The sequence below is a fragment of the Stenotrophomonas sp. SRS1 genome (genome assembly GCF_026130205.1).
Classification (GTDB): Bacteria; Pseudomonadota; Gammaproteobacteria; order Xanthomonadales; family Xanthomonadaceae; genus Stenotrophomonas; species Stenotrophomonas rhizophila_B.
Map to the genome: position 1 here is coordinate 534,695 of NZ_JAINFD010000002.1, position 24,357 is coordinate 559,051.

The 24,357-nt window shown below is 67.0% G+C and carries 22 protein-coding genes and 1 pseudogene; 17 read left to right on the forward strand and 6 right to left on the reverse strand.

Annotated elements, in window-relative coordinates; all coding sequences use genetic code 11:
• Nucleotides 1-48: 48 nt before the first annotated feature.
• From K4043_RS08100 to K4043_RS08110, 3 genes are all read right to left on the reverse strand, one after another.
• A complete protein-coding gene (locus tag K4043_RS08100) occupies nucleotides 49-381 on the reverse strand; it encodes a hypothetical protein (RefSeq protein ID WP_123730151.1) in 333 nt (110 codons plus the stop codon).
• 62 nt (nucleotides 382-443) lie between these two features.
• Nucleotides 444-722: a hypothetical protein gene (locus K4043_RS08105; RefSeq protein WP_123730152.1), complete on the reverse strand. Its 279-nt coding sequence runs from the start codon at nucleotides 720-722 to the stop codon at nucleotides 444-446.
• A gap of 254 nt (nucleotides 723-976) precedes the next feature.
• Complete coding sequence (locus tag K4043_RS08110) at nucleotides 977-1,429, reverse strand: nucleoside deaminase (protein WP_019186053.1); 453 nt, start codon at nucleotides 1,427-1,429, stop codon at nucleotides 977-979.
• A 78-nt stretch (nucleotides 1,430-1,507) separates the two neighbouring features.
• Here K4043_RS08110 and ubiE point away from each other — a divergent pair, with 78 nt between their 5' ends.
• Nucleotides 1,508-2,269, forward strand: a complete 762-nt coding sequence (gene ubiE / locus K4043_RS08115; protein ID WP_070471930.1) for a bifunctional demethylmenaquinone methyltransferase/2-methoxy-6-polyprenyl-1,4-benzoquinol methylase UbiE — start codon at nucleotides 1,508-1,510, stop codon at nucleotides 2,267-2,269.
• Between the two features lie 162 nt (nucleotides 2,270-2,431).
• Nucleotides 2,432-4,372 carry a M1 family metallopeptidase gene (locus tag K4043_RS08120; RefSeq protein ID WP_265308889.1) on the forward strand — a complete coding sequence of 647 codons (1,941 nt, stop codon included), beginning with the start codon at nucleotides 2,432-2,434 and terminating at the stop codon, nucleotides 4,370-4,372.
• A 148-nt stretch (nucleotides 4,373-4,520) separates the two neighbouring features.
• Here the strand turns inward: K4043_RS08120 and K4043_RS08125 are convergent, their stop codons facing one another.
• A complete protein-coding gene (locus K4043_RS08125) occupies nucleotides 4,521-5,141 on the reverse strand; it encodes a TetR/AcrR family transcriptional regulator (protein WP_265308890.1) in 621 nt (206 codons plus the stop codon).
• Nucleotides 5,142-5,271: 130 nt separating this feature from the next.
• Here K4043_RS08125 and K4043_RS08130 point away from each other — a divergent pair, with 130 nt between their 5' ends.
• From K4043_RS08130 to K4043_RS08140, 3 genes and pseudogenes are all read left to right on the forward strand, one after another.
• The gene (locus tag K4043_RS08130; protein ID WP_265308892.1) at nucleotides 5,272-6,318 is read left to right on the forward strand and encodes an MBL fold metallo-hydrolase; all 1,047 of its coding nucleotides are present in this window, start codon (nucleotides 5,272-5,274) and stop codon (nucleotides 6,316-6,318) included.
• A gap of 94 nt (nucleotides 6,319-6,412) precedes the next feature.
• Nucleotides 6,413-7,144: a hypothetical protein gene (locus K4043_RS08135; protein ID WP_265308893.1), complete on the forward strand. Its 732-nt coding sequence runs from the start codon at nucleotides 6,413-6,415 to the stop codon at nucleotides 7,142-7,144.
• 35 nt (nucleotides 7,145-7,179) lie between these two features.
• Nucleotides 7,180-7,736: pseudogene (locus K4043_RS08140) on the forward strand (HAD-IA family hydrolase).
• Nucleotides 7,737-7,994: 258 nt separating this feature from the next.
• On the opposite strand, the gene K4043_RS08145 reads toward K4043_RS08140, so the two are convergent.
• On the reverse strand, nucleotides 7,995-8,933 hold the full coding sequence (locus K4043_RS08145; RefSeq protein ID WP_123730158.1) for a carbohydrate kinase family protein: 939 nt from the start codon (nucleotides 8,931-8,933) through the stop codon (nucleotides 7,995-7,997).
• A gap of 275 nt (nucleotides 8,934-9,208) precedes the next feature.
• Here K4043_RS08145 and K4043_RS08150 point away from each other — a divergent pair, with 275 nt between their 5' ends.
• The 9 genes from K4043_RS08150 (at nucleotide 9,209) to K4043_RS08190 (ending at nucleotide 20,843) form a co-directional block, all read left to right on the forward strand.
• Nucleotides 9,209-10,255 (forward strand): rod shape-determining protein, encoded by a 1,047-nt coding sequence (locus K4043_RS08150; protein WP_019186044.1) that lies wholly within the window; start codon nucleotides 9,209-9,211, stop codon nucleotides 10,253-10,255.
• Nucleotides 10,256-10,411: 156 nt separating this feature from the next.
• Nucleotides 10,412-11,539, forward strand: coding sequence for a rod shape-determining protein MreC (gene mreC, locus K4043_RS08155; RefSeq protein ID WP_265308895.1), 1,128 nt, complete (start codon nucleotides 10,412-10,414; stop codon nucleotides 11,537-11,539).
• The gene (gene mreD / locus K4043_RS08160; protein ID WP_019186042.1) at nucleotides 11,536-12,021 is read left to right on the forward strand and encodes a rod shape-determining protein MreD; all 486 of its coding nucleotides are present in this window, start codon (nucleotides 11,536-11,538) and stop codon (nucleotides 12,019-12,021) included. Before mreC ends, mreD begins: the two co-directional genes overlap by 4 nt.
• 1 nt (nucleotide 12,022) lies before the next feature.
• Nucleotides 12,023-14,086, forward strand: coding sequence for a penicillin-binding protein 2 (gene mrdA / locus K4043_RS08165; RefSeq protein ID WP_265308896.1), 2,064 nt, complete (start codon nucleotides 12,023-12,025; stop codon nucleotides 14,084-14,086).
• Nucleotides 14,083-15,195, forward strand: a complete 1,113-nt coding sequence (gene rodA / locus K4043_RS08170) for a rod shape-determining protein RodA (RefSeq protein WP_123730161.1) — start codon at nucleotides 14,083-14,085, stop codon at nucleotides 15,193-15,195. The genes mrdA and rodA (K4043_RS08170) overlap by 4 nt, the downstream gene beginning before the upstream one ends.
• Before the next feature lie 165 nt (nucleotides 15,196-15,360).
• Complete coding sequence (rodA, locus tag K4043_RS08175) at nucleotides 15,361-16,461, forward strand: rod shape-determining protein RodA (RefSeq protein WP_265308898.1); 1,101 nt, start codon at nucleotides 15,361-15,363, stop codon at nucleotides 16,459-16,461.
• A 600-nt stretch (nucleotides 16,462-17,061) separates the two neighbouring features.
• The gene (gene mltB, locus K4043_RS08180) at nucleotides 17,062-18,207 is read left to right on the forward strand and encodes a lytic murein transglycosylase B (protein ID WP_265308899.1); all 1,146 of its coding nucleotides are present in this window, start codon (nucleotides 17,062-17,064) and stop codon (nucleotides 18,205-18,207) included.
• Nucleotides 18,204-19,517, forward strand: coding sequence for a septal ring lytic transglycosylase RlpA family protein (locus tag K4043_RS08185; protein ID WP_123730164.1), 1,314 nt, complete (start codon nucleotides 18,204-18,206; stop codon nucleotides 19,515-19,517). The genes mltB and K4043_RS08185 overlap by 4 nt, the downstream gene beginning before the upstream one ends.
• Nucleotides 19,518-19,622: 105 nt before the next feature.
• Nucleotides 19,623-20,843 carry a D-alanyl-D-alanine carboxypeptidase family protein gene (locus K4043_RS08190; RefSeq protein ID WP_265308901.1) on the forward strand — a complete coding sequence of 407 codons (1,221 nt, stop codon included), beginning with the start codon at nucleotides 19,623-19,625 and terminating at the stop codon, nucleotides 20,841-20,843.
• 110 nt (nucleotides 20,844-20,953) lie between these two features.
• On the opposite strand, the gene K4043_RS08195 is transcribed toward K4043_RS08190, so the two are convergent.
• Nucleotides 20,954-22,018 carry a lipid A deacylase LpxR family protein gene (locus K4043_RS08195; RefSeq protein WP_123730166.1) on the reverse strand — a complete coding sequence of 355 codons (1,065 nt, stop codon included), beginning with the start codon at nucleotides 22,016-22,018 and terminating at the stop codon, nucleotides 20,954-20,956.
• A gap of 193 nt (nucleotides 22,019-22,211) precedes the next feature.
• Between K4043_RS08195 and K4043_RS08200 the strand changes: the two genes are divergently transcribed.
• Genes K4043_RS08200 through lipA form a run of 3 tightly spaced genes read left to right on the forward strand, consistent with a single transcriptional unit; the run spans nucleotide 22,212 to nucleotide 24,217 of the window.
• Nucleotides 22,212-22,490, forward strand: a complete 279-nt coding sequence (locus K4043_RS08200) for a DUF493 family protein (protein WP_123730167.1) — start codon at nucleotides 22,212-22,214, stop codon at nucleotides 22,488-22,490.
• The gene (gene lipB / locus K4043_RS08205; RefSeq protein WP_265308903.1) at nucleotides 22,478-23,185 is read left to right on the forward strand and encodes a lipoyl(octanoyl) transferase LipB; all 708 of its coding nucleotides are present in this window, start codon (nucleotides 22,478-22,480) and stop codon (nucleotides 23,183-23,185) included. Before K4043_RS08200 ends, lipB begins: the two co-directional genes overlap by 13 nt.
• Nucleotides 23,186-23,203: 18 nt before the next feature.
• On the forward strand, nucleotides 23,204-24,217 hold the full coding sequence (gene lipA / locus K4043_RS08210) for a lipoyl synthase (RefSeq protein WP_123730169.1): 1,014 nt from the start codon (nucleotides 23,204-23,206) through the stop codon (nucleotides 24,215-24,217).
• Nucleotides 24,218-24,357: the final 140 nt, after the last annotated feature.

Below are 24,357 nucleotides of genomic sequence, written 5' to 3' on the forward strand. Positions count from 1 at the left end.
CTGCATCATGGACAGGGCGCCGAGCAGGCGCTGTCCAGCGGGTGCGCGTCAGGCGCGTGCGTGCAGCCGCGGGCGCGATGCCTGGTCCTGGCGACCGGCGAGGTAGACGTGTTCCCAGCATTGATCGACGAACTGGCGTGCCTGGTCTTCGGACAGGCGCGGCATGATCTGCAGCGCGTAATGGGTCTGGAACATTTCATCGCGCTCCTCATCACTGGCGCGCGGTTGCGTGATCAGTGAATCGCAGGCGAATTTGATCCACGGCACGTAGTGGCCGAAGGAGCCCGTCCCGAGGTTGCCGTCGGCATGACGCTGGCGCCAGTGGCTCACTTCGGCGTCGACATCGATGACGGCAGGGATGGAGATCTGGGCGGAAGACATGGTCACTTCAATATGGGAAGAAGGGAATCTGGATGATGGCGTAGGGCGCGGTGCAAGCGGTGTCATGGCGATGTGGAGCCGGTGTGGCGACGTTCGCCACGGCTCTCGCCCAGCAGTTGCGCGTGGTGGACAACGCCGAGGCGTTCGGCCAGCGTTGCCAGCCGGTTGCAGACCACAACGCGATGGTCGGGATGGGACCGCGTCAACTCATCCTGGATGGCCTGGTAGGCATCCCAGAAAGGCGCGGCGTTGCGGTGGCGTGCGTAGTGCACCTGCAGTCTCTCCCACGCATCAATCAACGCAGGTTCGACGGAGGAGGTGCGGCGGGTTTGGGCATGCATGACGTCTCCTCGACGATGGTGCCCCCTGTGCAACTACCTTAAGACGTTCATGCAGCGCGGTTGTTAGTACCGCGTGTTCGCGGCGTCCGGCACCGGTCGACGACGCGTGACGGCACGTCGTGCAGATACCCACGGCACAGGGTGTTCAGGCCAGGATGACTCACTGAAGCATTCAGAACGCTGCCGCGCACGCGCAGGGTATGTGGCGACTGCGCGGGCACCCGGAGGGGGCATCCGCGCGGAATCGTCGGCTGTTACTCGCCGATGTCTTCGTTCCAGACCTCGGGATGGGCGCTGATGAAGCCGCCGAGCAGATCGATGCATGCCTGGCTCTGCATGTCGATCACCTTGACGCCGTTCTCGCGCAGCCACTCGATGCCGCCCTGGAAGGTGACCGACTCGCCCACCACCACCGTGCCGATGTTGAACTGGCGCACCAGCCCGCTGCAGTACCAGCACGGGGCCAGGGTGGTCACCATGATGGTGTCCTGGTAGCGGCGCTGGCGGCCGGCCTTGCGGAAGGCATCGGTCTCGCCGTGCACCGACGGATCGCCCTCCTGCACGCGGCGATTGTGGCCGCAGCCGAGCAGGCGGCCGTCGTTGTGGTACAGCGCGGCGCCGATCGGGATGCCGCCCTCGGCCAGGCCCTGGCGGGCTTCGGCGATGGCGGTTTCGAGCAGGGCGGCGTAGTCGGGGGTGGTGATCATGCGCAATCCAGGAACGTGAAGGCCTCCATGATAGTAGGCAGCCTGCCGCAACGGCGCCGGCGGTGCGATAATCGTCCCATGAGCGAATCCCCCTACAAGACTGGCACCACCCATTTCGGCTTCCGCGATGTCGCTGCGAAGGACAAGCAGAAGCTGGTGGGCGAAGTGTTCACCTCGGTCGCGCGCAGCTACGACCTGATGAACGATCTGATGAGCCTGGGCATCCACCGGGCGTGGAAGCGCTACTACGTCGCCACGGCGCAGGTGAAGCCGGGCGACCGCGTGCTGGATCTGGCCGGCGGCACCGGCGATATCGCCGCGCTGATCAAGGAGCGGGTGGGTGACGAGGGTGAAGTGGTGCTGGGCGACATCAACGCCGGCATGCTCTCGGTCGGCCGTGACCGGCTGACCAACCGCGGCCTGGTCGCGGGCCTGAACTACGTGCAGTGCAACGCCGAGGCGCTGCCGTTCCCGGACGCGAGCTTCGATCTGGTCACGATCGCCTTCGGCCTGCGCAACGTCACCGATAAAGAGGCCGGCCTGCGCGAGATGCACCGCGTGCTCAAGGTGGGTGGGCAGGCGCGCGTGCTGGAGTTCTCCGAAGTCACCGCCGACTGGTTCAAGCCGATCTACGATTTCCACTCGTTCAAGATCCTGCCCAAGCTGGGTCAGCTGTTCGCACGTGATGGCGACAGCTACCAGTACCTGGCCGAGAGCATCCGCAAGCATCCGCCGCAGGAGCAGCTCAAGACCATGATGGCCGAGGCCGGTTTCGAGCGTTGCCACTACAAGAACCTGACCGGCGGCATCGTCTCGATCCACTCGGGCTACAAGCTCTGAGTGAGCGGCCCGGGGTCTGCGGGGCCGCGGGCCCGCGGCCGGGCGGCGCACCGCGCGGGCCTGCCACGCGCGGCCGACTGAATGCGCAAACCGCCACACACGGCCTGCGCGGGGTCCGGGACAGGGGGTAAACTGGTCGTTTCACCCTGATCGGTCCCGTTCATGCGATCTCCGTTCCTGTTGATTCCCCTGGCCGTCGCCCTGGCGTCCGGCTGCTCCAAAGAACCGGCGGCTCCGACCGTCGATCCCACTGCCAACGCGCCGGCGAGCACTGCCATGAAAGCGGACAGCCGCAGCCACGATGAAAGCTCGTACGCCGAGCCGGACAAGGTGGTCGTCAAGGATCTCGCGCTGGATCTGAAGCTGGATTTCGACAGCAAGCAGATCGGTGGCACTGCGACCTACACCCTGGAGTGGAAGGACAAGGCCGCCAAGCAGCTGGTGCTGGACACCCGCGAGCTGACCGTGGAGAAGGTCGAGGCGATCGCCGCCGACGGCAAGACCGCGCCGCTGCCCTTCGTGCTGGCCCCGGCCGACAAGGTGTTCGGCAGCAAGCTGAGCATCGAGACGCCGGACCAGCCGGCCAAGGTCGTGATCACGTATCACACCGCACCGACCGCCTCGGGCCTGCAGTGGCTGGAGCCGTCGATGACGGAGGGCAAGCAGCTGCCCTTCATGTTCAGCCAGTCGCAGGCGATCCACGCCCGTTCCTGGGTGCCGCTGCAGGACACCCCGAGCGTGCGCTTCACCTACAGCGCGCACGTGGTCTCGCGCCCGGACGTGATGGTGCTGATGAGCGCCGACAACGATCCCAAGGCCGCGCGTGATGGTGATTACACCTTCAAGATGCCGCAGCCGATCCCGTCCTACCTGCTGGCCATCGCCGCTGGCGATCTGGTGTTCGAACCGATTTCCGGCCGCTCCGGCGTCTGGGCCGAACCGACCATGGTCGGCAAGGCCGCCAAGGAATTCGAAGACACCGAGAAGATGATCGGCACCGCCGAGAAGCTCTTCGGCGAATACCGCTGGGGCCGCTACGACATGCTGGTGCTGCCGCCGTCGTTCCCGTTCGGTGGCATGGAAAACCCGCGTCTGACGTTCGCCACCCCGACCGTGATCGTCGGCGACAAGTCGCTGGTCTCGCTGGTCGCCCACGAACTGGCGCACAGCTGGTCGGGCAACCTGGTGACCAACGCCAGCTGGAAGGACATCTGGCTCAACGAAGGCTTCACCACCTACGTGCAGGGCCGCATCACCGAGGCGCTGTACGGCCAGGAGATGGCCGAGATGGAGCGCGAGATCGACCAGAACGATCTGCTCGCCGAAGTGAAGGACATGAGCGCGGCCGACCAGGCCCTCGCCCTGCCGCCGCTGAGCGAGCGTGACCCGGACGAGGCATTGAGCCAGGTCGCCTACGTCAAGGGCGCATGGTTCCTGCAGTTCCTGGAACAGCGCTTCGGCCGCGAGACGTTCGATCCGTTCCTGCGCGGCTGGTTCGATGACCACGCCTTCCAGAGCGCGAACACCGACCAGTTCGTCGAATACCTGAAGAAGAATCTGCTGTCCAAGAAGCCGGGCGCCGTCAGCGACGCCGAGCTGAAGGCGTGGCTGGATGAGCCGGGTATTCCGGCCTTCGCGACCAAGGCCCGCTCGCGCAACTTCTCCATCGTCGATACCGCGCGCATCGCCTGGCAGGGCAGCAACACGCTGCCGACGGCGCAGATCACCGGCGAGTGGGGCACCCAGGAGTGGGTGCACTTCATCGACGGCCTGGGCAAGACCCTGCCGGTCGAGAAGCTGGCTGCGCTGGACAAGGCTTACCACTTCACCGGTACGGCCAACGGCGAGATCGCGATGCGCTGGTACCCTCTGACGATCCGCAGCGGCTACAGCGAAGCCAACGAAGCCGCCGGTGCGTTCATCGAGCGCGTCGGTCGCCGCAAGCTGATCATGCCGATCTACGCCGAACTGGTGAAGACGCCGGAAGGCCTGGCGTTCGCCAAGGCGGCCTTCGCCAAGGCCAAGCCGGGCTACCACCCGATCACCACCGGCTCGGTCCAGGACATGCTGGACAAGGCCGAGGCGGGCACGGCCAAGCCGTAATCGCCAGACGTATCGGTTGAACGAAAAACGGCGGGGAAACCCGCCGTTTTTTTATGCCCGCTCTTGTACCGCGAGCCGAGCCCCCTAGGGGCCGACCAACGAGCCGCGGCGACTGGATAAGGCCTGCTTCTTTACATGGAAGCCTATGTCACACCGCGCGTACCGCCAGGAACATGTCCACGCAGTCGTGCATCACCTGCTGCTGCTGTGCCGGCGTGAGCGGTGGCTGGCCGAAGGTGATCTGCGGCCAGAACGCGAAGGCCTTGAGCATCGCCTGCAACTGATGCGCCGCCTCGGCCGGTGGCATGTCCAGGCGCAGCCGGCCGTCGGCCTGGGCGGCGCGGATCCAGCCGGTCAGGCCTTCTTCCTTCTCGGCCAGCTTGTCCATCATCGCGCGCGCCCGTTCGGGCGCGTGCACCAGCTCGGCCATCGCCACCCGGGACAGATCGATGAAGCCGGGGTCATCAAGCAGGTGCATCTTGCGCGCCGCGAACAGCAACAGTTGATCGCGCAACGGCCGTGCCGGGTCGTAGGGCACGACAGCCAGCGCCTGGCTGGCCTCGAACAGTTGCCACAGGATGGCGGTAAACAGCTCGTCCTTGCTGGCGAAGTGGTTGTACACGGTGCGCTTGGAGACCTCGGCCGTGGCCGCGATGCGGTCCATGCTGGTGCCCGCGAAACCGAATTCCCGGAACTCGGCCACCGCCGCTTGGAGGATGGCCGCGCGCTTGCGGTCGGTCAGGCGGGTGGGGCGGTCGGAAGTGTTCATGGGATTATTTTACACCGTTCAGTTTACTTTTCAGAAAGGACAAGTACACTCGCTGGTGTACTTTACAGGGCAAGCCCCGATGACGCGTCGCCTGCCTCGATTCCTCCTCCTTCTGACGGTGTTGATCGCCATGTCCATTGGCCTGTTGACCTGCGGTGCCCGCCCGGCTGCCGCCTATGACCAGTCGCCGCAGTTCGGCGACGGGCGCTTCCACAATCCCGTCGGCAAGAGCGCGCTGGGCTTCGTCGGCACGCTGGGCGTGATGTGGAAAATGCTGTTTGAAAAGCCCGCCGACGCCACTCCGCTGGCCCCGATTCCGGTACAGGCGCTGAGCCGCCAGGCCCTGCTCGACGCGCCCGACGACAGCCTGTGGCGATTGGGTCACTCGACGATGCTGATGAAGCTGGACGGCCATTTCTGGCTGACCGACCCGGTCTTCGCCGAACGTGCCTCGCCGATGTCGTTCATGGGGCCCAAGCGGTTCCATGCACCGCCGTTGAGCATCGACGAACTGCCGCCGATCACCGGCGTGATCATCTCCCACGACCACTACGATCACCTCGACCACGCGGCCATCCTCGCGCTCGCGCCCAAGGTGCAGCACTTCGTCACCGCGCTCGGCGTGGGCGACCGCTTGATCGGGTGGGGCGTGCCTGCCGCGAAGGTCGTGCAGCTGGACTGGTGGCAGGACACCCGCGTGGAGGGCGTGAAGATCGTCGCGACCCCGGCCCAGCACTTCTCCGGCCGCACCCTGGCCGACGGCAACCGCACGTTGTGGGCGTCGTGGGTGATCGACACCGGAAACACCCGGATCTTCTTCAGCGGCGACACCGGCTACTTCGACGGCTTTGCCCGCATCGGCGAGCGCTACGGCCCGTTCGACCTGACCATGATCGAGACCGGCGCCTACGATGCGCAGTGGCCGGATGTGCACATGCAGCCCGAACAGAGCCTGCAGGCACATCTGGACGTGCGTGGCACGGTAATGATGCCGATCCACAACGGTACCTTCGACCTCGCGTTGCATCCGTGGACAGAACCGTTCGAACGCATCACCGCGCTGGCGCAGGAACAGGGCGTGGCGCTGACTGCGCCGCATATGGGCGAACGTCTGGATATCCGGGCACCGGCACCGTCCACGCAGTGGTGGCGCGAAGGACAGCCGGCGACGAAGTGAGATCGGCCGCGTGCGGCTCCGCACCGGCATGACGCGCTTGGCGATAAAGTAGGCTCAGGCGCCCGGCGCGTCATCGTCCAACACGGAGCACGCAATGAAACGACTGATCCTGGTAGCGGCCTGCGCCTTCGCGCTGGCGGCCTGCAGCAGCCCCGAGGCCGAACGCCAGGCGCAGGAAGCCGCCGCGGCCGCCGCCAAGGCGCAGCAGGAAGAGAAGGCCGAAGGCGTGGCCAAGCAGTACGACATGGCCGTCGCCTCGCAGGATTGGGAGCGCGCGCGCATCCACGGGGGTTCGCTGCTGGATCAGTACAAGGACACCGACGTGGCCGCCCGGATTGAACCAGGCTACGCCGAGGTCAAGACCAAGGCCGAGGCCGCGCGCGAAACGCGGCGCCTGCAGGCACTGTGGCAATACAACAAGATTCCGATCGGCACCAAGGGCATCCAGGCCTCCGCGCAGATCTACAGCAAGGAGCGCGTGGATGTGGACGGCAGTGGCGCCAAGCCGGTGCAGCTGGTCTTCCGCGACCATCCCGAGTGGAAGCGCCACGCCTATCTGGTGCTGCAGGCCGGGGATTTCCGCTGCCCGAAATGCCAGGTCAAGGTGACCGTCGACGATGGCAAGCCGGTCTCGATGGCCGCCTGGCGTCCGGATACCGATGAAGCCATCGCGATGTTCATCACCGACCAGAAGGCGCTGTGGAACCTGGCGCGCAAGGCCAAGGTGATCAGCATCGAGTTCCCGGTCAAGGCGGGCGGAACACGTACCGCAGTGTTCGAGACCGGTGGCGTGGACGCCAGCCAGATGCCGCAGTGGTGGCAGTGAGCGACCTGCCGGCGATCCGTCACTGGGTGTTCGACATGGACGGCACGCTGACCGTGGCCGTGCATGATTTCCAGCGCATCAAACGCGAACTTGCGATACCGCCTGATGACGACATCCTCAGCCACCTCGCCGCGTTGCCAGCCGAGGTGGCGGCGGCCAAGCACGACTGGCTGCTCGCGCACGAACGCGCACTCGCCGAGCAGGCGCAGTGGCCCTGGTACGCACCCTTCACGCCGCGGGCTGCCGGCTGGGCATCCTCACCCGCAATGCGCGCGAACTCGCCCAGGTGACGCTGCAGGCAATCGGTGTGGGGGACATGTTCGCCCCCGATGACATCATCGGCCGCGACGAAGCCGAGCCCAAGCCATCACCGGCCGGGCTGGAGTACTTCGTTGCGCGCTGGCAGGCCGTCCCCGCCCGGATGGTGATGGTCGGCGACCATCGCTTCGACCTGGAATGCGGCCGTGCCGCCGGCACCCGCACCGTGCTGGTCAACACCCCGGACAACCCCTGGCCGGGCATGGCCTGCTGGCACCTGGCCAACTGCGGCGAGGTGCAGGCGGCATGGGAAGGCAAGCAGATGTCGGCCTGACCGCGCCGAACCTGAAAAGCAGCCAGGCATGGCCTGGCTCTACCCTCATCACCCCCGATTCCCCTCTGGTGGAAAGCCCCCTTGGTGTTCAAGGGGGCGCGCCGAAGGCGCGGGGATCAGGCGGAATGCGCGGGACGGTTGCGCCGGAGGCGCAGTCGTCTCAAGGGGGCGCGCCGAAGGCGCGGGGATCAGGTGGCATGCAATTGGGACCCGCGATTCGCTATGGCGAATCGTGGGCCGCGTTTGATCGCATTGCGATCAAACGGTCAGCGCGTAGCCGAATTGCTGCTTGAACTGCTCATTGAACTCATCGAACGTGAAGCGCTGGTTCTGGGTGCCCGGGTGCTCGACCTTCAGCGCGCCCATCAGGTTGCCCATGCGGCCGATGGTCAGCCAGTCGTAGCCCTTCTCGATGCCGTAGATCAGGCCGGCGCGGAACGCATCGCCACAGCCGGTCGGATCGACCACGCGGCGCTCGTGCGCCGGCGGGATGTCATAGGTCTTTTCCGGCGTGTGGATGACCGCGCCCTTGGGGCCACGGGTGGTGATGTAGGCCTTGACCCGGCTCACGATCGCCTTTTCATCCCAGCCGGTGCGCTCCTGCAGCAGGTTGGACTCGTAGTCGTTGACGACGACGTAGTCGGCCTGCTCGATGAAGGTGCGCAGCTCCGGGCCGTTGAACAGCGGCATGGCCTGGCCCGGGTCGAAGATGAACGGCACGCCGGCGTCGAAGAATTCCTGCGAGTTCTGGATCATGCCTTCGCGCCCGTCCGGGCCGACCAGGCCCAGGGTCACGCCCGGCACGTCTTTCACGTGGTTCTCGTAGGACCGCATCATCGCGCCCGGGTGGAAGGCGGTGATCTGGTTGTTGTCATGATCGGTGGTGATGAACGCCTGCGGGGTGAACAGCTCATCGATCACCTTGACCCGGCTCAGGTCGATGCCCAGGCCCTGGAAGTACTCGCGGTACGGGCCGAAATCCGAGCCCACCGTGCCCATCGGGATCGGTTCGCCACCCAGCAGGTACAGGTTGTAGGCGATGTTGCCGGCGCAACCGCCGAATTCACGACGCATCCGCGGCACCAGGAACGACACATTCAGGATGTGCACCTTGTCCGGCAGGATGTGATTCTTGAACTGGTCCGGGAACACCATGATGGTGTCGAAGGCAAGAGAACCACAGATCAAAGCGGACATCGAGTAAGGCCTATGCGGAAGGGGGTTTGAGGCCCGTTGGGCGGGCAACGAAACGGCGCCCTGCGGCGCCCTGCGGCGCAAAGGTTAACGGGTAGGGCGGCTTTGGGCCAGAACCCGGGCTGTCCGGATTGGCCTGAATGGCCGTGAAGGCTGGCTTTCGGCCAGATTTGTCCTTGCTCGCGCACAGGGGGATTGCTAGGCTTGTCGACCTCGAATTCTGCCCATTTTTTCGCCATCCCGCGTTGGGCGCGACACCCCTCAGGATCAACTCCCAGATGTTCAAGAAACTGCGTGGCATGTTCTCCAATGACCTGTCCATCGACCTGGGCACGGCCAACACCCTCATCTACGTGCGTGGGCAGGGGATCGTGCTGAACGAGCCGTCGGTCGTGGCCGTGCGCCAGGACCGTGCCATCGGTGGTACCCGTTCCGTGGCTGCCGTGGGCGCCGAGGCCAAGCAGATGCTCGGCCGTACCCCGGGCCACATCACCACCATCCGCCCGATGAAGGACGGCGTCATCGCCGACTTCACCTACACCGAGGCGATGCTCAAGCACTTCATCAAGAAGGTCCACAAGTCGCGCTTCCTGCGCCCGAGCCCGCGCGTGCTGGTCTGCGTGCCGGCCGGTTCGACCCAGGTCGAGCGCCGTGCGATCAAGGAATCGGCCGAGGAGGCCGGTGCGCGTGATGTGTTCCTGATCGAAGAGCCCATGGCCGCTGCGATCGGCGCCGGCATGCCGGTCACCGAGGCACGCGGCTCGATGGTCATCGACATCGGCGGTGGCACCACCGAAGTGGCCGTGATCTCGCTCAACGGCATCGTCTACTCGGCCTCCGTGCGTATCGGCGGCGACCGCTTCGACGAATCGATCACCAACTACGTGCGCCGCAACCACGGCATGCTGATCGGTGAAGCGACCGCCGAGCGGATCAAGGTCGAGCTGGGCTGCGCCTACCCGCAGGCGGAAGTGATCGAGATGGAAATCTCCGGCCGCAACCTCGCCGAGGGCGTGCCGAAGATGATCAAGATCAACTCCAACGAAGTGCTTGAAGCCCTGCACGAGCCGCTGTCGGGCATCGTCAGCGCGGTCAAGCTGGCGCTGGAGCAGACCCCGCCGGAACTGTGCGCCGACGTCGCCGAGCGCGGCATCGTGCTGACCGGTGGCGGCGCCCTGCTGCGTGACATGGACCGCCTGATCTCCGAGGAAACCGGCCTGCACGTGCAGGTGGCCGATGACCCGCTGACCTGTGTGGCCCGCGGTGGTGGTCGTGCGCTGGAGCTGGTGGACATGCACGGCAACGAGTTCTTTGCGCCGGAGTGAGCCGTACCGGCCGTGTATCGTAGACGCGCCTCTGCGGCGTGATGCCTCCGGCAAGCTTCGCTTGCCGGGCGTCACCTCGCCGGGGCGCTGTCGCATGCTGTTCCCGCTGCGCTCTTGTTCCGCGCGCTTCATCCACACCTTTTCCAGTCGACGCCTGTGCCGCCTTACGCCGGTCCTCCCGTAGCCTCCCGTCAGGGCGATGCCGCCAGTCCGCTGCGCCTGCTCGCTTACCTGGCGTTGGCCATCACCCTGATCGTGCTCGATGATCAGGCTGGCTGGCTGTCGCGCCTGCGCGCGCAGGCCAACGTGCTGGTGCAGCCGGTATGGGCGCTGGCCGGCCTGCCCGGGCGCCTGGGCACGCAGGTCAAGGACAACGCCGCCAGCCACGGTCAGCTCGTCACCGAGAACCGTGAACTGCGCAACCAGTTGCTCATCGCCAATGCGCGGTTGACGCGCCTGCAGACCGCCGCGCTGGACAACGCCCAGCTGCGCGAGCTGCTCAACGTGGCCGAACGCAGCGGACTGGACGTACAGCTCGCCCCGATCCTGGATATCGACCTGGACCCGGTGCGCCAGCGCCTGGTACTGGCCGCCGGCACCCGCGATGGCGTGCATGTCGGCCAGGCGGTGATCGATGCCGGTGGCCTGATGGGCCAGGTGATCGCCACCACCGGCAACAGCGCGACCGTCCTGCTGCTCACCGATCCCGACCATGCCGTGCCGGTCACCGTGGCCCGCAACGGCGTGCGCCTGATTGTCTATGGTCGCGGCGACACCCTGGAGCTGCGCGACATCCCGCTCAGCGCCGGGGTGGAAGTGGGCGACGAGATCGTGACCTCCGGCCTGGGCGGGCGCTTCCCGGCCGGGTTCCCGGTCGGCAGCATCACCGCGCTGCGCCCGGATGACACCCATGCCTTCCTGGTCGGTGTGCTGAAGCCGGCCGCCCAGCTCGACCGTGGCCGCGACGTGCTGCTGCTGCGCCCGGGCGAGGCGATCCGCATCCCGCCGAACCTGCGCCGTGATGCCAGCGAAGCCGGTGGACCGGCCGCTGCGCCGCTGCAGGAGGGCACGCCGGCCGGGACCGCAGCGCCGGCCAGTACCACCCCGGCGGGTTCATCCCCGGCCACGACGGCACCTGCGGCGGCGCCCGCCAATGCACCACAGGCCAACCGGCCCGGTCCGGCCGCACCGGTACCGGTGACCGCTCCGCGCCGTGCCGCAGCCGAATCCACGGTAGTGCCGAGCCATGCTCGGCAGGCCGAACCCGTGGAGAACCGGCCATGAGCCGCCTGCGCGACAAACCCTGGGTGCTGCCGGTCAGTCTGGTAGTGGCCCTGCTGCTCGGCCTGCTGCCCCTGCCGGCGCTGCTGCAGCCGCTGCGTCCGTACTGGCTGGCACTGGTGCTGGCCTACTGGGTGATCGAAACACCGGACCGGGTCGGGCTGGGCATCGCCTTCGCCAGCGGCGTCATCGCCGATCTACTCTATGGCGGCGTGCTGGGCGAGCAGGCGCTGCGGCTGGTGATCCTGACCTTCATCCTGCAGCGCTTCCGCGCGCGGATCCGCTTCTTCCCGATGTCCCAGCAGATCCTGGCGATCGGCGGCCTGCTGTTCAACGACCGCATCGTCAGCGCGGTGGTGCACATCGTGGTCGGCGAGCCGACCCTGCCGTGGTCGTACTGGTGGGCGCCGCTGCTGGGCATGGCGCTGTGGCCGCTGGTGTTCGTACTGCTGGACGCGCTGCGCTTCGGGCGACGCGGGCGCTGACATGTACATGCGCCGCCAGGCCAAGAATCCGCATGCCGAGGCAGAACAGTTCCGGCGCCGTGCCGCGCTGGGCTTCCTCGGCGTGCTGGTGTGCCTGTTCGGCCTGGGCGGCTGGTACTTCAAGCTGCAGGTGATGGACCACGACATCTACGCCACGCGCTCGGAGGCCAACCGGATCAAGCCGCGGCCGGTGGTGCCGGGGCGCGGGATGATCTACGACCGCAACGGCCGGCTGCTGGCCGAGAACGTGCCGGCGTTCCGCCTGGACATCACCCCGGACAAGGTCAAGGACATGGACGCCACCCTGGCGGGCCTGTCGAAGATCCTCGCGCTCAGCCCGGAAGACATCGAGACCTTCAACAAGTCGCGCAAGGCGCGTCGCAGCTTCCTGCCGGTCACGCTCAAGCTGCGTGTCACCGATGAAGAGATGGCGCGCTTCGCGGTGGACCGCTGGCGCTTCCCGGGCGTGGAGCTGGAGCCGTACCTGACCCGTCGTTACCCGTACGGCGATCTGTTCGCGCACATCATCGGCTACGTCGGCCGGGTCGATGACAAGGACCTGGAGATGCTGGGCGAGGGCAATGCCGCGTTGACCCACATCGGCAAGTCCGGGCTGGAGCGCTATTACGAGCAGCAGCTGCGCGGCAAGGTCGGCTACGAGCAGGTCGAGACCAACGTGCAGGGCCGCGCGATCCGCACCATCGGCCGGGTCGCGGCGCAGTCGGGCAGCGATCTGCGGCTGTCCATCGATGCCGATCTGCAGCGCGCGATGGTCGCCGCCTTCGGCGAGTTCGAAGGTGCGGCGGTGGCGATGGACCCGCGCACCGGCGAAGTGCTGGCGATGGTGAGCCTGCCGTCCTACGACCCCAACCTGTTCGTCAACGGCATCTCGCATGCCGATTTCAAGGCGCTCAACGACAACCCCTCGCGGCCGCAGTTCAACCGCCTGGTGCTGGGCGGCGTCGCACCGGGTTCGACGATCAAGCCGCTGATCGGCCTGGCCGGTCTGGACAGCGGCGTGCGCAGGCCCGAAGACAAGATCCTGTCCACCGGCATGTTCTATCTGCCGGGCACCTCGCGCGGCTGGGGCGATGCCAACCGTGGCGGCCATGGCTGGACCGATCTGCGCAAGTCGATCACCCAGTCGGTGAATACGTATTACTACAAGCTCGCGCTGGATCTGGGCATCGATCGCTTCGACCATTACATGGGCTATTACGGGTTCGGTGCGCCGACCGGGATCGACCTGACCGGCGAGATCGGCGGCATCCTGCCCTCGCCGGCAGCGAAGTACAAATCGCGCAAGGAACGCTGGTACCCCGGCGATACGGTCAACGTCAGCATCGGGCAGGGTGACTGGAAGGTCACTCCGCTGCAGCTGGTGCATGGGGTGGCCGGCATCGCAGATGGTCAGCTGCGCCAGCCGCACCTGGTGATGCAGCAGCGCGCGGGATTCGATGCGGACTGGACCGCGACGCCGGCGGGCGAGAGCAAGCCGATCAGCCCCACGCCGAGCAATCTGCAGGCGGTGCGCGAGGGCATGATGGGCACCATGCAGCCCGGCGGCAGTGGCGCCCGGGCGGCTGCGGGTGCGCCTTACGTCATGGCCGGCAAGACCGGTACCGCGCAGGTGATCAGCCGCCGTGGTACCGCGGCGGTGAACCCGCGCAGCCTGCCGATGCACCTGCGCCACCGCGCGCTGTTCGTCGGCTTCGCGCCGGCTGACAATCCGGTCATCGCCGTGGCGATCGCGGTGGAAGGCGGTGGTTACGGTGGCTCTGCCGCCGCACCGATCGCACGCAAGATTTTCGATGCCTGGCTGCTGGGCAAGATGCCCGACGGCCTGGAACCGCTGGACAGCGAGCGCGGCACCACCGCGATCGGCATCACCGCGTTCGACGGCGGCGGTGCCACCGCGCGCGACGCGGGCGATGCCGCAGTGGCGGCACTGGAACTGTTGCCGGTGGCGGTGGGTGTGCCTGCCGCGCCGGCGCCTGCTCCGGCACCCGGTGCACCCGTGCCCAGTGCCACCCCGCCCCCGACCGCACCGGAGCGGCCACGATGAAGGTCTTCCTGCGCTGGTCGGTCGACATGGCCGTCCGCTTCAGCAGCTCGCTGGACTGGGTACTGTGCCTGGCGCTGGGCGCGCTGATGCTGATCGGCCTGGCGGTGCTCAAGAGTGCCGGCGGCGATGGGCTGGTGTTCGCCCAGGGTGCGCGTTTCGCGGTCGGCCTGGCCGCGATGTGGGCGATCTCGCGCGTGTCGATTCTGCGCATCCGCTCGGCCACGCCGTTGATCTACGCGATCTCGATGATTCCGCTGCTGGCCGTGTTCGTGCTCGGCACCGGCAAGTACGGCCGGCAATGGCTGGATCTGAAGCTGTTCTACCTGCAGCCGGCCGAGCTGCTCAAAGTCAGCCTGCCGATGATGGTGGCCTGGTACCTGCATCGCATGCCGTTGCCGCCGCGCTTCTCCACGGTGCTGACCAGTGCGGTGATCATCGGTGTGCCGACCGGGCTGGTGATGCTGCAGCCGGACTTCGGCACCGGCGTGCTGATCGCCGCCAGCGGTGCGTTCGTGCTGCTGCTGGCCGGCCTGCCGTGGTGGTGGGTCGGCGTGGCGGTCGGTGGTGTCGCCGCGGCCGCACCCGTGGCCTGGTTCTGGCTGCTGCGGCCATACCAGAAGGACCGCATCATGATGTTCATGGACCCGGAGAGCGACGCGCTCGGCGCGGGCTGGAACATCATCCAGTCCAAGATCGCGATCGGCTCGGGTGGCCTGGATGGCAAGGGCTGGGGGCAGGGCTCGCAGTCGCACCTGAACTTCATTCCCGAGCAGACCACCGACTTCGCGTTCTCCGTGCTCAGCGAGGAGTTCGGGTGGATCGGTGTGGCCATCGTGCTGGCGCTGTACCTGGTGGTGATCGGGCGCTGCCTGTGGATCGCCTCGCAGTCGCGCGACTCTTATTCGCGCCTGCTCGCTGGCGCGACGGGGCTGGCGTTCTTCGTCTATGTGCTGGTCAACGGCGGCATGATCTCCGGCCTGCTGCCGGTGGTCGGCGTGCCGATGCCGCTGATCAGTTATGGCGGTACGTCTGCGGTGTCGCTGTTGGCCGGTTTCGGTCTGGTGATGGCGGTGCGTCGCCACAATCCGGTGCACGGCGGCTACGGCTGAGCGTGCGTGCCGCCTGTGCCGTGGCGTTGCGGTACGGGTCGGCTAAGGTTTGCGGTGTCCACGCGTGTTACGGTCCTGCGCTCGCGCCGGCCCGCGCAGCGGGTCCGCTTTCTGTTCGCGTGTCGCCTCCTGCTGTGCGTCGCGTCATCCACAGGAGTCGTCCGCATGGTCGAACTACTGCAGCGCGCACGCGCCGCGTTCCATTTCTTCTTCCGCACGCTGGATCTGCCCCTGCTGGGCGCGCTGTGCCTGCTGATGGTGGCCGGGCTGGCCGTGCTGCACAGCGTGGACGGGCCCGTGCATGCGCAGGCGATGCGCTACGGCGCCGGGCTCGCCGCGCTGTGGGGGCTGTCGCGGCTGCCGGTGATGACGCTGCGCGCGTGGTCGCCCTGGATCTACACGCTGTCCTTGTTGCCGCTGCTGGCCGTGTATGTGGTCGGCACCGGCAAGTACGGCCAGCGCTGGTTGAACCTGGGCGTGTTCTACCTGCAGCCTTCCGAGCTGCTCAAGCTCAGCCTGCCGATGATGATGGCCTGGTACCTGCACAAGCAGCCGTTGCCACCACGGCCGCGCGCGGTGCTGACCGCCGCGTTGCTGATCGGTGGGCCGGCGGTGCTGATCCTGCTGCAGCCCAACCTGGGCACGGCCACGCTGGTGACCGCCAGCGGGGTATTCGCGCTGCTGCTGGCCGGCCTGCGCTGGTGGTGGATGGCCGTCGCGCTGGGGGGATTGTCGGTGGCCGCACCGCTGGCGTGGTTCGGGCTGCTGCGGCAGTACCAGAAGGATCGCGTGCTGACTTTCCTGTATCCGGAGAACGATCCGCTGGGCACCGGCTGGAACATCATCCAGTCCAAGATCGCAATCGGCTCGGGCGGCATGCACGGCAAAGGCTGGGGGCAGGGCACCCAGGCCACGCTGGATTTCCTGCCCGAGTACACCACCGATTTCGCCTTCTCGGTGCTGGCCGAGGAATTCGGCTGGGTCGGCGTGGCGGTGGTGCTCAGCCTGTTCCTGTTCGTGACCGCGCGCTGCCTGTGGATCGCCAGCCACTCGCGCTGCGGCTACTCGCGTCTGCTGGTGGGCACCACTGGCCTGGTGTTCTTCGTCTATGTGCTGGTCAACGGCGGCATGATTTCCGGCGTGCTGCCGGTCGTGGGCGTCCCGATGCCGCTGATCAGCTATGGCGGTACCTCGGCGGTATCGCTGCTCGCCAGTTTCGGGCTGGTGATGGCGGCGCGGCAGCATCAGCCGGTGCATCCCACGTAAGCGATGGCGGTGGCGATTTGCGCGGGCTCGAGACGCGTAAACGCTTTCAGGTGCAGGCACGGTCAAGGTGCTGCGGCAAAAGTGAGAAGTGGCGCACAGATATGAAGTGACTTGATCTCGATCAATGGACATGTCGCAAACGGCCTGCACAATGGCGGCCCGCCAACAACGACGCGCTGAGCCAAGCATCGCGAAGGGGGAGTCTGGCGGGGAGTAGTTGACCTCACAGGTAGAGAGGGCGAGGCGCGCGCTGGGGAGATGCGCGCCGCGCCGCTGCCGATCGGGTCCGGTTTGGCCGGTTGCGTCCGCGGGGATGGGGACGCAGCCGGCGGACCTCTTGGCACGCCGGCGCCACCCGGAAAAGTGAGACCTGCGTTGCCACCCTGCCCATCGTGCATCGATCACGGCGGGACCGTTCTCCGCGCTGCGATGATCCGTCGCGATCCTCCGATCCGCGCTGGCCATCGGCGGAACATGAATGGGGAACGCCTGCGTGCCTGTCTACACGCGGCCTTAACGGCCTCCGGCAAACTTGCGCAATCCGTTGAGATTCATGGTCTTAGGGGTTTTAATTCATCCATGACCTGCTAACCTGCCGCGATGATCCGACGCTCCCTGGCCTGCATGCTCACGCTCGGTTTGGTCGCTTGTGCGACCCAGCCGCAGACTCCTTCACCGTCGCCGCAGGCCTCGGGTGTTCCCGTTTCCCCGCCTCCCGGCAGCAAGGGCCCAGCAGAAGCGGCCCCGGAGGCGGCGGCCGCCACTGCGGCCCCGGTCGATCTGACCCCGGTCCCGTTCGAGGTGGCCCGCGCCAACTTCGTCCGTGATACCGCCGCCCGCTACGGCATTCCTGCCGGCCAGATCGAAGCAACCCTGGCCCAGGCGCAGATCCGCGACCCGATCATCGCGGCGATGTCGCGTCCGGCCGAGCGGGTCAAACCGTGGAACGAATACCGGCCGATGTTCATCAGCCAGGCGCGGATCGAGGGCGGCAAGAAGTTCCTCGCCCAGCATCGCGATGAACTGATGCGGGTGCAGCAGCGCACCGGTGTGCCGGCCGAGGTGATCGTGGCGATCATCGGCGTGGAAACCAGCTACGGCGGCAACACCGGCAGCTACCGGGTGCTCGATGCGCTGTACACGCTGGCCTTCAAGTACCCGCGCAGTGGCGATCCGGCCAAGCTCGAACGCGAAGTGCGCCGCGAGCTGTTCTTCCGCGACGAACTGGCGCGCCTGTTCGCACTGACCCGCGACGAGAAGCTGGACATCACCGCGATCAAGGGCAGCTACGCCGGCGCGATGGGCATGGGCCAGTTCATGCCCTCCAGCTATCTGGACTATGCGGTGGACGGCAACGGCGATGGCCGTCGCGACCTGTTCAACAGCTATGACGACGTCTTCTCCTCGATCGCCAATTACTTCGTCAAGAAGGGCGGTTGGGTCCGCGGTGGCCCGGTCGCCGTGCCGGCCACGCTGCAGGCCGGTCGTGAAGAGTTCAATCCGACCGAATGGGCGCCGACCTGGACCCTGTCCGAGCTGGCCCAGCGCGGTTACCAGCCCAGCGTCCCGGTCGCGGCCGGCCTGACCGCCACGCCGATCACGCTGGAAGGCAGTACCGGCAAGCAGTACTGGCTGGGCTTTCAGAACTACTACGCCATTACCCGCTACAACCTCTCGAAAATGTATGCGATGGCTGTGTACCAGTTGTCCCAGGCCATCGCCGGACAGGAGTTGCCGCCGGCATGATCACGATCGCACGCTCCAGATGGCTGATCCCGGGTTGTTTGATACTGGCACTGGCCGCCTGCAGCAGTGCGCCTAAGAAGCCCGCTGGCAGCACCGCCGGCAGCAGCAAGCCGTCCGGCGCGGTGGTGCAGGGCAAAGGCGGGCGTCCGGCGCATTGCCCTGAAGGCTCGCCTTACAAGGCCGCGTCGGAAGACCCGAGCACGCGCGGCGACTATCGCGCTGGCGGGCTGTACAAGCCGGGCGTGAATGACAGCACCCCGACCTACATTCCCAATGTGGCCTGCATCCCGGAGCCGGAGGTCGTGGACCTGCCGCGTTCGCCGGTCGGCAACAAATCGCCGTACGTGGTGCTGGGCAAGCAGTACCAGGTGATGGACAAGACCCGCGGGTATGCCGAAAAGGGCACCGCTTCATACTACGGCGCCAAGTTCCATGGCCGCCTGACGTCCAACCGTGAGGTGTACGACATGTACGCCTTCACCGCCGCACACAAGACCCTGCCGTTGCCCAGCTTCGCCCGGGTGACCAACCTGGACAACGGCGAATCGGTGATCGTGCGGGTCAACGATCGTGGCCCGTTCCACGATGGCCGCGTGGTCGATCTCAGCTACGCCGCCGCGGTGCGCCTGGGCATCACCCAGCGCGGCACCGGCAACGTCGAAGTCCGCGCGCTGGCCCCGGGCGATGACAACCTGCTGGCCGACAAACCCAGTCGCCGCGAGCGCCGCGAGGTCGCTGCCGCTGCGGCGGCCGCGAGCACCCCGGCCGCGGGCGCACGCAGCGCCAGCGAGTTGGACGCCCTGGTCGGCAAGCTGCCGGCTGCCACGGCGACCGCTGCCGCCAAGCCGGCCGGCGAGCAGTACCGTTACCGCGTCGCCGACTCGGCCAAGCCGGGCAACGCCGACAACTTTGATCACTGGATGCGCGACAACGGCGTGCGCGTGGCCACCGGCAAGCCGGCCACCACCCAGGCCGCCAGCATCAACACCGCCCCGGTGGCGGTGGCCGCATTGCCCGCCGCCGCCCCTGCGGCGCGCCCGGCACCGCCCTCCGGCGCAACGCTCTCCCAGCAGGTCCTGGGCAGCGTGCTGCTGCAGGTCGCCAGCTTTGCCAGCCGCGACAACGCCACCCGCGCGCTCGGGCAGTTGTCCTCGGCCGGTATCGCCGGGGCCAGCATCAGCGACATCGTCAGTGGCGGGCGTACCCTGTGGCGCCTGCGCGTCCCGGCGCCCGACCATGCCAGTGCCTCGGAACTTGCCGGCCGGATCGCCGGTCTGGGCTTCGGGGCGCCGCAGATCGTGAAGGACTGAGCCTTCCATCGCACGCGGCACGCCAGCGCGTGCCGCCGCTCCTTGGGCCTACAATGCCCGTTATCCCTCATCCCCCCTTGGCGCCCTCCAGGAGCTTGCTGTCCGATGAAATTCCGCTTTGCCGCCGCTGCCATGGCCACGACCCTGTTCGTGGGCATGGTTTCCGCCCAGACCCCAATGCCGACCCCGGCACCGGCGCCTGCTCCCGCCGCCGCCGCCGCCCCAGCCACCGTCGCGACCCCGCCGGCGCCCAAGCCCAGCATCTCCAAGGCCTGGATCCTGATGGATTACGCCACCGGGCAGGTCCTGGCCGGTGAAAACGTGCACGAACAACTGGCTCCGGCCAGCATCACCAAGGTGATGACCTCGTACGTCGTGGCCGCCGAGGTCAAGAACGGCAAGGTCCGTACCGACGACCAGGTGATGATGAGCGAGCGCGCCTGGCGCGAGGGCGGCGCCGGCACTGATGGCAGCTACAGTGGCTTCCCGGTCAACCAGACCGCGCGTCTGGAAGACATGGAAAAGGGCATGGCGATCCAGTCCGGCAACGATGCCGCGATCGCTCTGGCCGAGCACGTCGCCGGCAGCGAAGAAGCCTTCGCCTCGCTGATGAACAGCTACGCCGCCAAGATCGGCATGAAGGACTCCCACTTCGTCAACGCGCACGGTCTGAGCGCGCCGGGCCACCACACCACCGCCTACGATCTGGCCCTGCTCGGCCGTGCGATGGTGCGCGACTACCCGGAAACCTACGCCTACAACAAGGTGAAGGAATTCACCGTGGGCAGCATCACCCAGCCCAACCGCAACCTGCTGCTGTGGCGCGACCAGAGCGTGGACGGTATCAAGACCGGTCACACCTCCGAAGCCGGCTACTGCCTGATGAGTTCGGCCCAGCGCGGCGACCAGCGTCTCGTGGCCGTGGTCCTCGGTGGCGGCTCGGAAAAGCAGCGCGCCGATGACAGCCTGGCCCTGCTCAACTGGGGCTTCCGCTTCTTCGAAACCCACCGCATGTACGAGCCGGGCAAGGTCGTGGCCGAGCACAAGGTGTGGAAGGGCAAGACCGCCACGCTGCAGCTGGGCGTCGCCCAGCCGATGCTGGTCAGCGTCCCGCGCGGCCGTTACAACGATCTCAAGCCGAGCATCGATGTGCCCAAGACCCTCGAAGCCCCGTTCACCGCCGGCCAACAGGTCGGCACCCTGAAGGTGATGCTGGACAACCAGGTCGTCGCCCAGGCGCCGCTGGTGGCTGTGGCCGCCGTGGAAGAAGCCGGCTTCTTCAAGCGCCTGTGGGACAGCTTCTGGATGTGGTGGGAATCGGAATAATCCGGTTCTACCGCACTGAAAAAAGACCGGCGAAAGCCGGTCTTTTTTTGCGCGTCCCTTCCGGCTGCCCGGTAGTGCCGGCTGCTGGCCGGCTTCTGGTCCGGGCGGCGTTACAGCGAGCGGCTGATGGTAAAGCTGCCGAACACCGGCGCCTCGCGCTGCCCATCGAACTCCCGCGTGCTGTGGTAACGGGCCAACGCGAACTTCCAGCGCCCGCGCATCACCGCCAGCCCGTAGCCGGCCTGGGCCACCACAGGGCGCTTGTCCACACTGTGGCTGTTGCGGAACGTATTGCCGTCCAGCGTGATATCCCGGATCACCCATGCCGCATCCGTGGTGCCGAACAGATGCCACGACCACCCGCTCGGCTTGCCACCGCGCGTCGGCGCCGTGTTCTCACCGGCGGGGCGCAGCGGCGTACTGCCGAAATCGTCCGGCAGCTTCCAGCCAAAGCGCACCTCGCCCCCGGCATTGACGTGCGTGGCCAGGTTGCCCACCGCGCCGCCGTAATGGCTGATCGCATCCCAGCCCCAGCCGCCCAGGTTCTCACTGGCATCGGCCGGCCAACGGCGCATCCGCTCATGCGTCAGCATGAACACCGGTTCGTTGTGCAGCTGGTTGTCCCAGCCCTGGAACTTCTCGTCGCCCAGCAGCTCGTGCACCGCGTTCTGCACCTCCTCGCCAAGCGCCCACGGCCCCACCACGCCCACCGCCAGCTGCGTCGTCTGCAGGCGGTCGCCGCGGCGCGCGTTGTAGCCGAAGCTGGCGATCAGCACGCCCGCATACGGGCGATCGTCCTCGATCAGATCCTTCCGGGTGAAATCGGTCGGGGTGAAAATGCCCTGGGCCAGGCTGAAGATCATGTTCTGCTGCTCGAACTCGCCCGGGTGCAGCCGCTCCAGATGGCTGTTGACCCAGCGTGCCAGGCGCGGCAGGCAGGGATCGTCGGTGTAATCGACCAGGTTTGGCGAGACCAGGGTGATCTGGGCGCCATTGGTATAGCCCTGATCCTGATCCTTGCCGCCGAACAGATCGTTGTCGACGCGGAAGTTGACCTGGGGCGGATGCTCGCGCATCGCATCGGGCCCGCATTGAGACGCGGCATGGGCGGCAGGGGCAGCCAAGGCCAGGAGACCGGCAAGGGCGGCCGGCAGCGCGAAGGGCTTCAGGGACATGGGATACCAGACGGGGATTTATGCTTTCTTAAGCCGATACAGCGTAGTCAGAGCGTGATGCCGTGAACAGCGCTGCGCACGCACTGCTGCGTTTTAAACACGATGCAGGTCTTTTCACAGACCGTTGGGCGCCAGTGTGCGCACGATCAAGCAGCGCTTGGGTTCGGGCGCAGGCATCCCCATAATCCCGGTCATGGAGATCAAGTCTGACAACCCCGACCACGGCTTCCAGTTCCCCGGCCAGTTCGAACTCAGCGCCATGGGCGCGGCCGGCAAGGACCTGGAACGCGAACTGCCGCGCCTGCTCGAGCTGGCCGGCGTCGACGTGCTGAGCGAACGCATCAGCTGGAAACACTCGTCCAACGGCAAGTATGTGTCGGTGCGACTGGTGTTCAAGGCCGACAACCGCGACCAGTACGACGCCGCGCACACCGCGCTGCGTGACCACCCGGAAGTGAAGTGGACGCTGTAACCAGCTGCGCCACCGCGGCGGCCCCGGGCGACCGGGCCCCGCAGCCTGCCATTGTCCGCGACCTCGGCCGCCAGCCGTATGCCCCGGTGTGGCACGCCATGCAGCGCTTCACCGATGCCCGGACCGAACACACCCCGGACGAGCTGTGGGTGGTCGAGCACGATCCCGTGTTCACCCTGGGCCAGGCCGGCAAGGACGAGCACGTGCTCGCCCCGGGCGATATTCCCGTGCTGCATGTGGACCGTGGCGGCCAGGTGACGTATCACGGCCCCGGCCAGATCGTGGTCTACCCGCTGCTGCAGCTGCGGCGGCTGGGGATCGGCGTGCGCGACTACGTCTGCCGGATCGAGCAGGCCCTCATCGATACCCTGGACGAGTGGAACATCGGCGCCGAGCGCCTTGATGGCGCCCCGGGCGTCTATGTGGGCGGTGCCAAGATCGCTGCGCTGGGCATCCGCGTCCGCCGCGGCTGCACCTTCCATGGCCTGGCCTTCAATGTGGCCATGGACCTGGAACCGTTCCGCCGGATCAACCCCTGTGGCTATCAAGGGCTGCAGGTGACCTCGGTGGTAGACTTGGGGGGACCGTCCGGCATGGCGGCCGTCACGCCTGTGCTGCTGGGCCATCTGGCCCGCCAGTTCGGCCTGGCCCTCGAGCCGGCCGCTGAATTACCCGATTTGACTGACGCGGCATGAACGCCGCCGACCAAGGCCATGACTGAAACCACCGCTCGCCTCATTCCCCTGCAGGTCGTGCAGGGCGACACGCCGTCCGCCGCCCCGTTGCAGACGGGCGTCAAACAGATCGGCGGTGACAAGATCGGCCGCTCGCCGGTGCAGTTCGCCGACGTGCCGGTGCTGCGCAAGCCGTCGTGGATCCGCGTGCGGATTCCCTCCGGCAACGCCGTGCAGAACCTCAAGGCCAAGCTTCGCGAGAACCGCCTGGTCACGGTCTGCGAGGAAGCCAGCTGCCCCAATATCCACGAGTGCTTCAGCCACGGCACCGCGACCTTCATGATCCTAGGCGAGGTCTGCACCCGCCGTTGCTCGTTCTGCGACGTCGCCCACGGCCGGCCCAAGCCGCCGGACGCCAACGAGCCGGCCAGCCTGTCCCAGACCGTGGCCGACATGGGCCTGAAGTATGTGGTGGTGACCAGCGTGGATCGCGATGACCTGCGCGACGGCGGTGCCCAGCACTTCGCCGACTGCATCGGTGCCATCCGTGCCAAGTCGCCCAGGACCAAGATCGAAGTGCTGACCCCGGATTTCCGTGGCAAGGGCCGCATGGAGCGCGCGCTGGAGATCCTGGCGACCAACCCGCCGGATGTGTTCAACCACAACATCGAAACCGTGCCGGACCTGTACCGCAATGTGCGGCCGGGCGCGGACTACCAGTGGTCGCTGACCCTGCTCAAGAAGTTCAAGGCCCAGCACCCGGAGATCGCCACCAAGTCCGGCATCATGCTCGGCCTCGGCGAGACCCTGGAGCAGGTCCAGGCCACGCTGCGCGACCTGCGCGAGCATGACGTGGACATGATCACGATCGGCCAGTACCTGCAGCCGACCGCGCATCACCACCCGGTGCTGCGTTACTGGACCCCCGAGGAATACAAGGCACTGGAGGAGTACGGCAATGCGCTGGGCTTCAGCCACGTTGCCTCCGGTCCAATGGTGCGCTCGTCCTACCACGCCGACCGCCAGGCGGCCGACGCCGGCGTCGCCGGTTGATCCCACGGGCCCTTCGGGGCCCGTTCTGCCAATCCCACACGTCTTTCCCCGGCCGCGGCCCTGAACCGCGGATGGCCGCAGGCCTGTGCCTGCCTGCTGATCCCGCCGGTATTCACAAATTTCTCCAACGGCCTCGGTAG

What these genes read in the sequence shown, in the direction of transcription:
- K4043_RS08100 (WP_123730151.1), bottom strand. Translation starts at nt 381, where the DNA reads ATGTCTTCCGCCCAGATCTCCATCCCTGCCGTCATCGATGTCGACGCC.
- K4043_RS08105 (WP_123730152.1), bottom strand. Translation starts at nt 722, where the DNA reads ATGCATGCCCAAACCCGCCGCACCTCCTCCGTCGAACCTGCGTTGATT.
- K4043_RS08110 (WP_019186053.1), bottom strand. Translation starts at nt 1,429, where the DNA reads ATGATCACCACCCCCGACTACGCCGCCCTGCTCGAAACCGCCATCGCC.
- ubiE (WP_070471930.1), top strand. Translation starts at nt 1,508, where the DNA reads ATGAGCGAATCCCCCTACAAGACTGGCACCACCCATTTCGGCTTCCGC.
- K4043_RS08120 (WP_265308889.1), top strand. Translation starts at nt 2,432, where the DNA reads ATGCGATCTCCGTTCCTGTTGATTCCCCTGGCCGTCGCCCTGGCGTCC.
- K4043_RS08125 (WP_265308890.1), bottom strand. Translation starts at nt 5,141, where the DNA reads ATGAACACTTCCGACCGCCCCACCCGCCTGACCGACCGCAAGCGCGCG.
- K4043_RS08130 (WP_265308892.1), top strand. Translation starts at nt 5,272, where the DNA reads ATGTCCATTGGCCTGTTGACCTGCGGTGCCCGCCCGGCTGCCGCCTAT.
- K4043_RS08135 (WP_265308893.1), top strand. Translation starts at nt 6,413, where the DNA reads ATGAAACGACTGATCCTGGTAGCGGCCTGCGCCTTCGCGCTGGCGGCC.
- K4043_RS08145 (WP_123730158.1), bottom strand. Translation starts at nt 8,933, where the DNA reads ATGTCCGCTTTGATCTGTGGTTCTCTTGCCTTCGACACCATCATGGTG.
- K4043_RS08150 (WP_019186044.1), top strand. Translation starts at nt 9,209, where the DNA reads ATGTTCAAGAAACTGCGTGGCATGTTCTCCAATGACCTGTCCATCGAC.
- mreD (WP_019186042.1), top strand. Translation starts at nt 11,536, where the DNA reads ATGAGCCGCCTGCGCGACAAACCCTGGGTGCTGCCGGTCAGTCTGGTA.
- mrdA (WP_265308896.1), top strand. Translation starts at nt 12,023, where the DNA reads ATGTACATGCGCCGCCAGGCCAAGAATCCGCATGCCGAGGCAGAACAG.
- rodA (WP_123730161.1), top strand. Translation starts at nt 14,083, where the DNA reads ATGAAGGTCTTCCTGCGCTGGTCGGTCGACATGGCCGTCCGCTTCAGC.
- rodA (WP_265308898.1), top strand. Translation starts at nt 15,361, where the DNA reads ATGGTCGAACTACTGCAGCGCGCACGCGCCGCGTTCCATTTCTTCTTC.
- mltB (WP_265308899.1), top strand. Translation starts at nt 17,062, where the DNA reads ATGATCCGACGCTCCCTGGCCTGCATGCTCACGCTCGGTTTGGTCGCT.
- K4043_RS08185 (WP_123730164.1), top strand. Translation starts at nt 18,204, where the DNA reads ATGATCACGATCGCACGCTCCAGATGGCTGATCCCGGGTTGTTTGATA.
- K4043_RS08190 (WP_265308901.1), top strand. Translation starts at nt 19,623, where the DNA reads ATGAAATTCCGCTTTGCCGCCGCTGCCATGGCCACGACCCTGTTCGTG.
- K4043_RS08195 (WP_123730166.1), bottom strand. Translation starts at nt 22,018, where the DNA reads ATGTCCCTGAAGCCCTTCGCGCTGCCGGCCGCCCTTGCCGGTCTCCTG.
- K4043_RS08200 (WP_123730167.1), top strand. Translation starts at nt 22,212, where the DNA reads ATGGAGATCAAGTCTGACAACCCCGACCACGGCTTCCAGTTCCCCGGC.
- lipA (WP_123730169.1), top strand. Translation starts at nt 23,204, where the DNA reads ATGACTGAAACCACCGCTCGCCTCATTCCCCTGCAGGTCGTGCAGGGC.